Raw genomic sequence first — 13,497 nt, forward strand, 5'->3', positions numbered from 1 at the left:
TTTTATTTATTTGTTCTTATCAAATGCTTCCTTACCGCATTTCAACCAGTTCAGGTATTCCGTTGCATTGGGTGTATAGCCCACCGGGTTGTTGAGCAGCCTCTCTTTTCCGTCCAGGATGCCATACAACGGTTGTGTGGTCTGAGCAAAGTTTTCCGACTGGAAAGTGGCGTATTTATCGCCGATGCTGATGATGTCCTTTGTTCCTCCGTTCACGGTCTTGTAATTGAGGATGCGCTGATCTGCAGGTAATTTCCCTTTGTCATCCACATACAATGAAACCAGGATGAAATTTTGTTTGATGTATTCGTCTACCGCGGGCACCGTCCACACATTCTCTTCCATTTTACGGCAGTTCACACAGGCCCATCCTGTAAAATCGATCAGGATCGGTTTGTTCTGCGCCCTGGAAAGTTCAACTGCTTTTGCATAATCGTTTACGATGTGATCCGGAGGCTTGTTGTAGATGCTGTATGTCAATGGCGGTGGAAAACCGCTCAGCAACCGAAGGTTCGCATACCTCGTATTCGTTAACCCCGGCAGCAGGTACAAAGTGAACAACAATGCAACACCGCCCAGTACTTTCCGCGTAGGGCTGATCTTCATCCCCTTGTAATCGTGCGGCAACAGCAGCACGCCAAAAAGATACAGGGTTAAACCGATGGATATAAGAACCCAGAGCCCGATAAATATTTCCCGTTTCAAAAAGCCCCAGTGCATTACGAGATCTGCATTGGACAAGAACTTGAGCGCAAGGCCGAGCTCTGCAAAGGCAAGTACTTTTTTTACGGTATCGAGCCAGCCGCCTGATTTTGGTAAAGACTGCAGCCAATCCGGAAAGATCGCAAACAACGCGAAAGGCAAGGCAAGTGCGAGGCCGAAACCGGCAAGCCCTGTGGTCAATTGCCATGCGCCGCCACTCAGCGATCCTACCAGCAGCGATCCCAGGATAGGGCCGGTGCAGGAGAAGGAAACAATGGCCAGTGTAAGCGCCATAAAAAATATCCCGCCGATACTGCCCAGCCCGCTTTTTGAATCTGCTTTGCTGGCGATATTGCTTGGCAGCGTCAGCTCAAAATAACCGAAGAATGAAATGGCGAAGAAAACGAAGATGATAAAAAATACAAGGTTCAACCAGGGGTTGGTGGATATGTTATTGAAGATCTCGGGCTGCACATTTCCCAATACATGGAAAGGAACACTCGCCATCAGGTAAATGAGGAAAATAAAAAAACCGTAGAGCATCCCGTTCTGGATGGCGCCCCTCCGTGTCTTCGCTTTTTTTGTGAAGAACGAAACCGTTACCGGGATCATTGGAAAAACACAGGGTGTAAGCAACGCGATCAATCCACCGAGGAAGCCCAATAAAAATATTCCCCACACACTGCTCTTTACCACCTCGTTCTTTGTGCCGCAGGATGCAAGGGCATTGTTGATGTCGATCGATGCCACTTTGATGGATGATGCCGACGCCGCGGCTTCCACGCCGTCTTCGGGCATCACTTCAAAAGGAATTTCCGTGGGATAGAACTCACCCGCCTTCGCGATGGAAGCGTTGATGGTTCCCTTGATCACTTTCGGAACAAATCCATTGATGCGCATTACCTGGCGCATTTCAACAACACCGGTAAAAACGTTCACTTTCCCGAACGTTGCATCGTTTACAAAATGTGCGGGTGAAATATATTGTACCGGCCCGGGCAAACTTGCATTTTCATATTGCAACACAAACCCCGCACCTTCGAGCCCTTCGGAAGAAGGGTTGTGGCCAAACACGTACCATCCCTGCGGTACGGTTGTTTTTGCATACAACTCGTAAAGCCCCGCAGCTGTTTTTTTGACCTGTGTCTGCCAATGCAACAGGCTGTCTCCCTGTGCAGACACGCCAAAAACACCAGCGAATAAAATAAAAGTGAGCAGCAGTAGTTTTTTCATTGGCGTTTTATTGAAGTTTAACGTCAAATGATTTTTTTGTAGGTGGAAGGCAATGACTGTCGTCGCACACCATGTATTCGATCGTTCCGCTGAGGTTGGTCTTCACACCGCCTTTTACTTTTACGGTCTGAACCCATTGCACTTTATCCGAGTAAGAAAGCACATCCACGCCAAAATTTGCGTCGTGCCTTTTTTCGAGCTTACCCAGTTCTTTCAGCGTTCCGTTCTTTGTGAGCAATGGATTTGCCTTGAAGGTGAACTTGGTTGGTATAGGACCGCCATCGGGCGTGTTTTGCGAATAAATGTGCCATGGATGGCCCACACTCGCCGTAATGGTAACTTCGTAGGTATCTGCCGTTTTTTTCTTGGCTTCATAGGTCCAGCTCACTGGATTTTCCTGGCTGAAAGAGATCATTGCAATGGCCATGAAGGAGAGGGCGAGGATAATTTTTTTCATTTCTTATAGTTGCTTTTATGTCGTTGAATGGTCGCTCATCCGGCAGAGCCGGGTGAAGGGACGCATCGTTGACCTGATATATAACAATCTTGGATCGCGTTTGTTCCAAAGCGTTTAACCGTTCCAACAGCTTTAACGCTTTTTAACCTGTGTAAGGCTGTGGCCGCTGCCGCTTAGTTCAATCCCAACAGTTCAAACACTTTCTTCCCATCCATATTGCTCATGGCTTCGGATGAGGCACGTTCCGGGTGTGGCATCATGCCGAATACGTTCCTGTTTTTGTTGCTGATGCCCGCGATGTTCCTGCTGGCGCCATTTGGGTTGGCCCCAGTTGATACATTTCCCTGCTCATCGCAATAGCGGAATATCACCTGGCCATTTGCTTCCAGTTCGTTGAGTGTTGTTTCGTCTGCGTGGTACCTTCCCTCTCCATGCGCAATAGGGATCTTCAAAGCTTCCCCGTCGTCGTTTTTGATGAACACGTTCTTACAAATGAATTGCTGGTTCGCATTCTGGAGCAGAACACCCGGCAGCAACCCGCTTTCGCACAAGATCTGGAAGCCGTTGCAAACCCCGAGCACCTTCCCGCCCCTGTTGGCAAACTCGATCACGCTCTGCATCATCGGGCTGAACCTCGCAATGGCGCCGCAGCGCAGGTAATCGCCGTAAGAAAAACCGCCGGGAAGAATGATACAGTCGTCTGTTGTGAACATACTCAGGTCCTTGTCCTTGTGCCAGAGCATGACCACTTCCTTACCAAGATCATGCTGCAATGCATCCTGCATATCCCTGTCGCAATTAGATCCGGGAAAAACAACAACGCCAAATTTCATAGGTTCCTTTTTTGAAGAATATCAATGTTGATTTGAGGGTTCAAAGGTAACGTCTGACCCGTTAAGACTTGACTAATTTTTATGACCGTTTGTCATTTGTGGGTAATCAGCCACCAATTGTTGTAAATGACCACCAGCAGCCCAAGCCAGAAAAGGATATTCGGTAAAACCATCCTGCGTGGATAAGAAAATGCATAGCCCGCAAAAGCGCCCAGCGGCACCAGGCTCAAAAAGCCTGATTCGATGCCCGCATGCAGAAATATAAAGGGGATGGGCAGGAGGATCAGCAGCATCACCATCATCACTCCCCAGTTCTTGCGGATCTGGATCACCATCCTTTTATTGGATACCTGCCAGCAATACAATCCGGCCAGCAGCATCGCCACCATTACCGAAAGGCTCACGATCAGCGGTATATCCCAGGTTGCGGCGGGCAGGTTCAGTCGGAGGTAAGGGAGATAGAGTTGAAAGGTATCCAGGTGGTCGCGCAGGAAAAGGAACGAGGCCAGGAAATAATAAGGCATCAAAATGCCCATCAGCAATACCACCCACTCTGCAAAATTGAAGGGCCTTACCACGGCGAGGGCAAACAATACCACCAGTATCAGTATAGCTGTTGGATGGTAACACACAACCGCCAGCCCCACAATCAGCCCCGTATTGAACAATAAAGTTTTAGGCGACGGATGATTGTACAAACGGCTCAGCTTGGTAAACAGCCATATGAGCAGGAAATTGGCCATCAGCGCCGGCGAAATGCTGCACCATTGTGTAAGCATTCCTGTTAAAAGCACATAAGCCGCGGCCGCAGTAAAATTGGTTGCCTGGAACATGCGCAGGTCGCTGAGCACAAAGTTCAGGCGGATGGCCTGTACAAGTATCACTGCGATGTATAAAATAAAAAGGATGGTGGGCGATAACCCTACCAGGTATTTTTTCAGCGCCAATGAAAACAACCCATCGTTAAAATCGGAGATCACCGGCGGCGCATCTACAAAAAAGTGAAGGTGCACACCGATGCCCAGGACGACGAGGAAAAAAATATTGATGATGGATTTATCCCTGAATAAAAAGACCACGCGTTACAGATTAAAATTCAATTTTAGCAAAACAGGTATACCCGCGGTATTCGCACGGTACGATCGCCTGCCGTGCCCCTACCTGCTTGGCATGGCGTGGCATGAACTCGTAACCTTTGTCCATGTTCTTGAAAGTAGGGTTGCGGTCTATCTGTCCCGATGGTGAAATGGTTTGATCGCTTAGTATCATGATCCTTTTCTCCACCACGTTAAACATAAAATGCAATTGCCCGCCCGTATTCAACAACCCGAAACCGATCTTGTTATCCGTATTATCGTCAAACTGTGTTTTACGGATCACATTGCTCCATTCAAGCTTGCCGCCCGGCTCAAAAGAAAGTATGGCAACATTGTCTGCGAAGTAGCGGTTCATGTAGGATGAGTTGCCGTAAAGACTGGAGCGGTACCAGGGGTAATAACCCATCGGGCTGTTCCAGGTATAATAGTCTGTGGGCGACCAGTACGGCGATCCGTACAGGTAATCCCAACGGTTCAGCGTATTGCCGCGCGAGCTGGTATAGGCCGATTCTGCCAGAACGATAAACCCGCCGTCCCTGCGCAGGATAATGTGTTTTAAGAAATAATCGTTGAACGCATTTTTTGAAGACGCTTCTCCCCTTGCATCTTCCCTGAACTCAGGTGTAAAGATGGTGGTTGCATTGAGAAGCTCCTTGTTCTCGTTCTTATCCCAAAGCACATAATACAACCCGTCTATATCGCCTCGTTTCTTTTTGCTGAGGAAGGAAGTGATCACATAATGTTTGTTCACATTGTCTACTTTGATGCGCACATCATCGAGGTATACATTACCCACTTTCAGGTCTTTCAGCGCAAACGTATCTGCGTTCGCGTGTTTTTTAACCAGGCTGATCTTATTGATGTTGTCATTCGATGCCGTGCCCGATTCCCGCACGCAAACAAGGTCGCCGTCGTTGTCCAGTGAAAATTCCGATAAGAAATCATTCCGTTGCGGCATGGGTATAGACAGCCTTGATTTTTTGATCAGCTTGAGTTCTTTGTTGAACAGGCAGGTGGTGAGCACATGCGCCTTATCGTTCTTTGTGTTGATCTTGAAGATCATCAGTTTCTGTTTGTCTTCACTGTTGATCACAGAATAGATCTTGTTGCTCGCCGAATAATTGAAATTATCGGTAGAATCCAGTTCAACCGGCTCGCCCACCGGCTTCCCCATCGGGTCGAGCTTCACTGCCATGCAGTACATAATGCTCCGGCGCTGGAACTGGTAGATCATGTAAACAAAATCGGGGAACTGCAGGAAATCGGTATTGAGAATGCGGCTGCTGTTCATGAACTCGAGCTTCACCTTATCCACCAGCTTCATGTCGTTGTCGTAGATGGAGATAAAATGCTGGTCGCGGTAGTTCTTATACACCATCACGTTCCCGTTCAGTTTGCCCACGATCTCGAAATTGAGGCTGCGGGCATCGTCGCGGTCGGGTTCTGAATAGGTGATCCGCTGTGCAGATCCGGTGAGGCAGGTAAACAGTAAAAAGGCGAGGAGCAGGCGTACTTTCGTTTTCATGTACCGGTCGGCATTTTTATGATCTCAAATGTAAGCTTTGTGACGCTTACCGGTATGCAATTTAACAGTAAAAGAACAGTCGTTAGCCTGCCAAGGGATTTTTGGAGGGGTGGAATGATTTTATCTACATTTGTTGTAGCAATCAGCCGCGAGCCACCGGCCACGAGCCTCGAGCCTTACTGTAAGGTTTGCAGCTCCTGGCTCCCGACCCGCAGCGTCTTCACAGCACTAACCCTCTTCGTGTGAGCAAGAACATCAACAAGGTTTCCGCCGCCGGCCTCGTCATTGCGCTGGGGATCATTTATGGGGATATTGGAACTTCTCCCCTGTACGTACTTAACGAGATCATCAACGGAAGGGTCATCAGTGAGTTTTTGATATTGGGGTCCCTGTCGTGCATCATCTGGACACTCACCCTGCAAACCACCATCAAATATGTGATCCTCACATTAAAAGCCGATAACAAAGGCGAAGGTGGCATTTTCAGCCTGTATGCCCTCGTACGCCGCCGCCGTAAATGGCTCGTGGTACCGGCGATGCTCGGTGGTGCCGCATTGCTGGCAGATGGGATGATCACACCGCCCATTACCGTTACTTCCGCCATCGAGGGTCTGCGCCAGATCCCTGCACTGCACGAAATTTCCCAACGCACCATCATCGGGATCGTGATCGGTATCATCACCGTGATCTACTTTGTTCAGCAGTTCGGAACCGCATCCATCGGAAAACTATTCGGGCCGATCATGTGTATCTTTTTCAGCATGCTCGCCGTATTGGGCGCATCGCACCTGGTAGATGACATCGGTATCTTCCGGGCACTCAATCCTTATTACGCATTCGAATTGCTTACGCAATATCCCAAAGGTTTCTGGCTGCTCGGCGCGATCTTTCTTTGTACCACGGGAGCAGAATCGCTCTACAGCGACCTGGGCCACTGTGGAAGAGGAAACATCCGCATCTCCTGGATCTTTGTTAAAACCTGCCTGCTGTTGAACTACCTCGGGCAGGGCGCATGGCTGCTCGCCAATTACAAGGACCAGCTGCTCCCGCCTGAAGTAATGGCGGGTGGCTTTAACCCCTTTCTGGGTATCATGCCGGTATGGTTCAAACTTCCGGGCATCATTATTTCTACCATGGCCGCGGTGATCGCCTGCCAGGCCCTGATCTCGGGCTCATTCACACTCATCAGCGAAGCCATGCGTTTGAATTTGTGGCCGAAGATGAAGATCAATTATCCAACAGAAGAAAAAGGACAGCTGTACATCCAAGGCATCAGCCTTTTGCTTTATATCGGTTGCGTAGGCGTTGTGTTGTATTTCCAGAAATCGGCCAACATGGGCGCGGCATATGGATTGGCGATCACGATGTGCATGATCAGTACATCCATCCTGTTTGCCAATTTCCTCGTAAGCCGCAGGGTCAACAAAGGATGGATCTATTTATACCTCGCTGTTTACCTCGCGATCGAAATATCATTCCTCATCGCCAACCTCGAAAAATTCATGCATGGCGGTTATGTTGCCGTGGTCATGGGTACCATCCTGTTTGCGGTGATGTATGTATGGTTCCGCAGCCGCAAGATCAAAAACCGCTATGTCGAGTTCGTTCGCATGGAACATTATATTCCCATGATACAGGAACTGAGCAACGACAGGACCATTCCCAAATACGCAACACACCTCGTTTACATGACGAGCGCCAACAACCCCAAAGAGATCGAGCATAAGATCATCTATTCCATCCTCAATAAAAAACCAAAGCGTGCAGACATCTATTGGTTCGTTCACGTGGATGTTCTTGACGATCCATATACCTGCGAGTTCTCCGTTGAGCACATCATTCCCAACGATATCATCCGTGTCGAGTTCCGTGTGGGGTTCAGGGTTGAGCAACGCATCAACCTCATGTTCCGCCGCGTGGTGGAAGAGCTGGTGAACAACAAGGAAGTAAACATCACCAGCCGCTATGAAAGCCTGGAGAAAAACAATGTGGTGGGCGATTTTCAATTCGTGGTGCTTGAAAAATACCTGAGCCAGGACAATGAACTTCCGATCATAGAAAGGATCGTGATGAAACTGTATTTCTGGCTGAAGGAGATCAGCCTCGGCGAAGAACGTGGTTTTGGCCTTGACCCGAGCAATGTAACCGTTGAAAAATTCCCGCTCATCGTGGCACCGGTTGCCAACTTTAAACTCAAACGCGTTTACCACGACGATACCGAAGATTTCGGATGAAAGAGATAGACCCCATAGCGCTGGCTTTGCTGATCGAACAAGACAAAGTTGCATTGATCGATGTGCGTGAGCCACACGAACACGAGGGCTTCAACATCGGCGGCCAGCTTATTCCTTTGGATGAAATCGTCAGCCGCGCAGCGGAAATTCCCAGGAACAAAACCGTTGTGTTGTATTGCAAAAAAGGCATCCGCAGCCAGATCGCGATCCAGAAACTGGACAAGTTTGGTTTTGAGAACCTCGTAAACCTGAAAGGAGGAATGGAAGCCTGGAAGAAAAGGGTAAAATGATTTCCTGCGATAATCAGTATCTTACTACCCATGGTACTTCTCTACATCGCCATATCAATCGCCGCACTTTCTGTGCTCGCTTACCTGCTCCAGGAAAAATTCATATTCAAACCCGAAAAATTAAAGGCAGATTTCCGGTTTCAGTACGATAGCCCTTTTGAAGAATTGTTTTTTGATACGGCGCCGGGTGTGCGCATCAACGGGCTCCATTTCTACCGAAAAGATCCCAAAGGGCTGATCCTTTATTTCCACGGAAACACCCGCAGCATCAAGGGCTGGGCAAAATACGCGAAAGATTTTTTCAGGTACAATTACGATGTGGTGCTTGTTGACTACCGCGGGTTCGGAAAGAGTACGGGCAAACGCACAGAGAAAGACATGCTCACAGACATGCAGTTTATCTATGAAAAATTACTGGAGCGATACCAGCAACACGATATCCTTATTTACGGGCGCAGCATGGGCAGCGGTTTTGCAACCAAGATCGCGGCAGACAACAGCCCGCGCTACCTGATCCTTGATGCTCCGTACTATAGTTTTGTAAAAGTGGTGGAACGTTTTCTGCCCATCCTGCCTGTAAGATGGGTGCTGCGTTTTCACCTGCGCACAGACAAATGGATCAGGAAAGTAAATTGCCATACCTACATTCTTCATGGCACAAAAGACAGGCTGATACCCATCAGGCACAGCGAAAAATTACAACAGTTCAGTCCGCATAAGATCACACTGATCCGGATACACGGCGGCCGGCACAACAACCTGCCTTCTTTTCCCGAGTACCACAATTTTATCCGCGATATTTTAAAATACTGAACCGCCTGGAGAGCTGATAACAGCGTGGCAGGCCCGGAAACAAACGCATCATTATCTTTACACCGTGAAGAACAAACAAAAACTTTTCAAACGCGTCAAACTTTTCATCGTCTGCTATTGCCTTGTTGGCACCGCATTGTTTTACCTGCAGGATAAGCTCCTGTTCCGGCCAACAGCATTGCCACCCAACAGCACTTTCCATTTTACACAGCCATTTACAGAAGCAAACATCTCGCTCGATGCTGCAACAAAATTCAACATCGTTCAGTTTACCCCGGGCAAACCGTACGATTCTGCGCGCGGGGTGGTCCTGTATTTCCATGGCAACAAAGAAAACGTGAACCACTACCAGCAATACGCATCGGCGTTCACACGAAACAATTACGAAGTGTGGATGCCCGATTACCCTGGTTACGGAAAATCGACCGGCACGTTTTCAGAAGCGGTTCTGTACGAGGAAGCATTGCAGGTTTACAAACTTGCGAGAACAAAATACCGCCCCGACCAGATCGTCGTTTATGGAAAATCGCTGGGCAGCGGGATAGCGGCACAACTCGCATCCATAAGGGATTGCAGGGAACTGGTATTGGAAACGCCGTATTACAGTTTTACTTCACTGGTAAGGTTGGTTGCATTCATTTACCCGGTAAGCCTGCTGTCGCATTACAAGATCCCCACAAACCAATACCTTGAAAAGGTAACGGCGCCCGTAACCATTTTTCACGGCACCCGCGACTGGACGATCCCCTATTTCCATGCAAAAAGATTAAAGGCATCACTCAAACCAACGGATGAATTTATAACGATCGATGGTGGCGGGCACAACAATCTTTTTAGTTACGACCGTGTTCAGAAAAAAATAGATACGCTCCTCTCCCGTTAGCGGTTACACCGGAATAACGTACTTGTTCTTATTCAGGATGATCTTCTGAGGGATGGAAGCAAGGATCTCTTCTTTCAGAATCTCGATCAGCCTTTTCTTTACAAAATCGCGGTGCACCACGATGCTCACCTCGCGCATGGGCGCGGGCCGCTTGAAATAACGGATCTGGGCAAGCTGGCGCGACGTCATCCCCTGCGTTGCAAGTTCAGGAAGAATGGTGATGCCATCGTTCATATCAACCATGCGCCTCAGTGTTTCAATGCTGCCCGCTTCATAATCAAAATGGCTCGCCTCGCGGCTTGCTTTCCGCAACTCGCACAGGTTTACGATCTGGCTGCGGAAACAATGCCCCTCTTCGAGCAGCCAGAGTTTATTGGGATCGATGTCCTGCGGCAGCATGTACGTTTTTTTGTACGCTGCGTTTTTCCGCGACACGTACGCCATCAATTCTTCGTAAAAAAGAACATGTTCCTTGATGCCGCTTTCCTGCAAGGGCGTTACCAGTATCCCCATATCAATTTTTCCGGACCTGAGCGAGGCAACTACGTTTTCGGTGGTGAGTTCATTCACAACAAGTTTAACGAGCGGGTACTTGTTTGTAAACCTTTGAACGAACAACGGGAGCAGGTATGGCGCAAGTGTGGGAATGATACCGATCTTCAGTTCACCCGTAACGATGCCTTTCTTTTTCTGCACCAGTTCTTCCATTTTGTTTTTTTCGGAGATGATCTTACGCGCCTGCGCAATCAGCTCGGTGCCCAGCTCTGTGGCAATCACCGGCTGCTTGCTCCTGTCGAAGATCTTTACACCCAGCTCCTCCTCCACTTTCTGGATCTGCATACTCAATGTGGGCTGCGACACATAACAGTTCCGCGCGGCCAGGGCAAAATGGCGGAAGGTATCTACGGCGATGATGTATTCGAGTTGAACAAAAGTCATTTGATAGTTTTTATCTATGAGATCATAAAATTAATTGATTGTGGTTATTTGTGGGAATCCTTACTTTTATGGTTGCCACAGATTGCGCTGATGCACACAGTAGACGACCTCAAAACCAGGCGGTCGAACTGTGTGCATCAGCGCAATCTGTGGCAAAACACTTAAAACGAACCAACATGGAATCCAACGACATCAGCAAATGCCCATTTCACAATGGCAGCATGAAACAAAACGTAGCCGGGGGCGGAACCCGCAACCGCGATTGGTGGCCGAACCAGTTAAAGGTGAACATCCTTCGCCAGCACTCTTCGCTCTCTAACCCGATGGAAGAAAACTTCAACTACGCCGAAGCCTTCAAAAGCCTCGACCTTGAAGCCGTAAAAAAAGACCTGCATGCACTCATGACCGACTCGCAGGATTGGTGGCCCGCAGATTTTGGGCATTACGGACCCTTGTTCATCCGCATGGCATGGCACAGCGCAGGAACCTACCGCGTGACCGATGGCCGTGGCGGCGCGGGTGCGGGACAACAGCGTTTTGCACCGCTCAACAGCTGGCCCGACAATGTGAGTCTTGATAAAGCAAGAAGATTGTTGTGGCCCATCAAACAGAAATATGGAAACAAGATCTCCTGGGCCGATCTGATGATATTAACGGGCAACGTGGCGCTTGAGTCGATGGGCTTTAAAACCTTTGGCTTTGCCGGCGGCCGCGAAGACGTTTGGGAACCGCAGGAGGATGTGTACTGGGGCTCTGAAACCACATGGCTCGGTGGCGATGTGCGTTATGCGCATGGCTCCGATGGCGTAGAGAAAACCCATGGCGTACTCGTTTCAGACGATGATGCGGATGGCGATATCCACTCGCGCAACCTTGAAAAACCATTGGCAGCGGTGCAGATGGGCCTCATCTATGTAAACCCGGAGGGACCCGATGGAAACCCCGACCCCATTGCCGCAGCAAAAGACATCCGCGATACATTTGGAAGAATGGCGATGAACGACGAAGAAACCGTTGCCCTCATCGCCGGCGGACACAGCTTTGGCAAAACCCATGGCGCAGCACCCGCAACGCATGTTGGCAAAGAGCCGGAAGCAGCAACCATCGAGTCGCAGGGCTTTGGATGGCACAACAGTTACGGCAGCGGAAAGGGCCCCGATACCATTACCAGCGGGCTCGAAGTTACCTGGACAAAAACACCGACCCAATGGAGCAATAATTTTTTCGAGAACCTTTTTGGTTTTGAATGGGAGCTGGGTAAGAGTCCGGCGGGCGCCCAGCAATGGGTTGCGAAGAATGCAGACAAGATCATTCCCGATGCGTTCGACAAATCGAAAGCGCATGTGCCAACGATGCTCACCACGGATCTTTCACTGCGTTTCGACCCAGCCTACGAAAAAATCTCAAGACGTTTCCTGAATGACCCGGATGCGTTTGCAGATGCATTTGCGCGCGCATGGTTCAAATTAACGCACCGCGATATGGGGCCGGTTACACGTTACCTCGGCCCGGATGTTCCCAAAGAAGTACTGCTCTGGCAGGATCCTATTCCTGCGGTTGATCATGTATTGATCGATGCAGGCGATATCGCGGCATTGAAAACAAAGATCCTTGCATCGGGCCTCAGCGTTTCGCAACTGGTTGCAACTGCATGGGCATCGGCATCCACTTTCCGCGGGTCAGACAAACGCGGTGGTGCAAACGGTGCACGCATCCGTTTGGCGCCGCAGCGCTACTGGCAGGTGAACACCTCGGCAGGAATTTCCAAAGTGCTGGATGCGCTTGAAACGATCCAAAAAGATTTCAATGGATCACAACACGATGGCAAAAAAGTTTCCATGGCAGACCTGATCGTGCTCGCAGGAAATGCAGCAGTGGAGAAAGCAGCGAGGGATGGCGGCCATGCGGTAACGGTTCCCTTCACACCAGGGCGCATGGATGCATCGCAGGAGCAGACAGATGTTGAATCTATGGGCTACCTCGAACCGGTTGCAGATGGTTTCCGCAATTACCGCAAGGGAAAGTCTACCATTTCGACAGAAGCATTGCTGATAGACAAGGCACAACTGCTCACACTCACGGCGCCTGAACTGACGGTGCTGGTTGGCGGGCTGCGCGTGCTGAACACCAACTTCGATGGCTCGGCACATGGTGTTTTTACCAGCCGTACAGAAGTGCTCAGCAACGATTTCTTTGTAAACCTGCTGGATATGGGAACGGAATGGAAAGCCGCATCACAGGACCGCGAACTGTTCAATGGCAGCGACCGCAAAACAGGCGCGGCAAAATGGACGGCCACCCGCGCAGACCTTGTATTCGGATCAAACTCAGAACTGAGGGCGGTTGCAGAAGTATATGCAGGTTCAGACGCACAGGGCAAGTTTGTAAACGACTTTGTTGCGGCATGGAACAAAGTGATGCACCTGGACAGGTTTGATCTTAAACATTGATCTTTTACCGATCAACAGATATCTCAAGCGGAGGACCAAAG

11 protein-coding genes are annotated in these 13,497 nt (G+C 49.4%); 5 read left to right on the forward strand and 6 right to left on the reverse strand.

From position 1 onward, the window contains the following. Positions 1-6: 6 nt before the first annotated feature. The 5 genes from GWC95_RS16515 to GWC95_RS16535 all read right to left on the reverse strand — a co-directional run bounded on the left by GWC95_RS16515 (position 7) and on the right by GWC95_RS16535 (position 5,847). Entirely contained in the window at positions 7-1,935 is a 1,929-nt protein-coding gene (locus GWC95_RS16515) for a protein-disulfide reductase DsbD family protein (RefSeq protein WP_161819819.1), read from the reverse strand. 7 nt (positions 1,936-1,942) lie between these two features. Then, complete coding sequence (locus tag GWC95_RS16520; protein WP_161819820.1) at positions 1,943-2,392, reverse strand: protein-disulfide reductase DsbD domain-containing protein; 450 nt, start codon at positions 2,390-2,392, stop codon at positions 1,943-1,945. A 173-nt stretch (positions 2,393-2,565) separates the two neighbouring features. Then, positions 2,566-3,225 carry a phosphoribosylformylglycinamidine synthase subunit PurQ gene (gene purQ, locus GWC95_RS16525; protein ID WP_161819821.1) on the reverse strand — a complete coding sequence of 220 codons (660 nt, stop codon included), beginning with the start codon at positions 3,223-3,225 and terminating at the stop codon, positions 2,566-2,568. Positions 3,226-3,317: 92 nt separating this feature from the next. Beyond that, positions 3,318-4,304 carry a hypothetical protein gene (locus GWC95_RS16530; protein WP_161819822.1) on the reverse strand — a complete coding sequence of 329 codons (987 nt, stop codon included), beginning with the start codon at positions 4,302-4,304 and terminating at the stop codon, positions 3,318-3,320. 10 nt (positions 4,305-4,314) lie between these two features. Continuing rightward, positions 4,315-5,847 (reverse strand): hypothetical protein, encoded by a 1,533-nt coding sequence (locus tag GWC95_RS16535; RefSeq protein ID WP_161819823.1) that lies wholly within the window; start codon positions 5,845-5,847, stop codon positions 4,315-4,317. 242 nt (positions 5,848-6,089) lie between these two features. Here GWC95_RS16535 and GWC95_RS16540 point away from each other — a divergent pair, with 242 nt between their 5' ends. The 4 genes from GWC95_RS16540 to GWC95_RS16555 all read left to right on the forward strand — a co-directional run bounded on the left by GWC95_RS16540 (position 6,090) and on the right by GWC95_RS16555 (position 10,067). Next, positions 6,090-8,081, forward strand: a complete 1,992-nt coding sequence (locus GWC95_RS16540) for a KUP/HAK/KT family potassium transporter (RefSeq protein ID WP_161819824.1) — start codon at positions 6,090-6,092, stop codon at positions 8,079-8,081. Further along, the gene (locus GWC95_RS16545) at positions 8,078-8,371 is read left to right on the forward strand and encodes a rhodanese-like domain-containing protein (protein ID WP_161819825.1); all 294 of its coding nucleotides are present in this window, start codon (positions 8,078-8,080) and stop codon (positions 8,369-8,371) included. The genes GWC95_RS16540 and GWC95_RS16545 overlap by 4 nt, the downstream gene beginning before the upstream one ends. A 30-nt stretch (positions 8,372-8,401) precedes the next feature. Beyond that, positions 8,402-9,184 carry an alpha/beta hydrolase gene (locus tag GWC95_RS16550; protein WP_161819826.1) on the forward strand — a complete coding sequence of 261 codons (783 nt, stop codon included), beginning with the start codon at positions 8,402-8,404 and terminating at the stop codon, positions 9,182-9,184. A gap of 64 nt (positions 9,185-9,248) precedes the next feature. Next, on the forward strand, positions 9,249-10,067 hold the full coding sequence (locus GWC95_RS16555; protein ID WP_161819827.1) for an alpha/beta hydrolase: 819 nt from the start codon (positions 9,249-9,251) through the stop codon (positions 10,065-10,067). Between the two features lie 3 nt (positions 10,068-10,070). On the opposite strand, the gene GWC95_RS16560 is transcribed toward GWC95_RS16555, so the two are convergent. Next, positions 10,071-11,006 (reverse strand): hydrogen peroxide-inducible genes activator, encoded by a 936-nt coding sequence (locus tag GWC95_RS16560; protein ID WP_161819828.1) that lies wholly within the window; start codon positions 11,004-11,006, stop codon positions 10,071-10,073. A 176-nt stretch (positions 11,007-11,182) separates the two neighbouring features. Between GWC95_RS16560 and katG the strand changes: the two genes are divergently transcribed. Beyond that, positions 11,183-13,456 (forward strand): catalase/peroxidase HPI, encoded by a 2,274-nt coding sequence (gene katG / locus GWC95_RS16565; protein WP_161819829.1) that lies wholly within the window; start codon positions 11,183-11,185, stop codon positions 13,454-13,456. Positions 13,457-13,497: the final 41 nt, after the last annotated feature.

This window comes from Sediminibacterium roseum (assembly GCF_009939005.1).
Taxonomy (GTDB): Bacteria; Bacteroidota; Bacteroidia; order Chitinophagales; family Chitinophagaceae; genus Sediminibacterium; species Sediminibacterium roseum.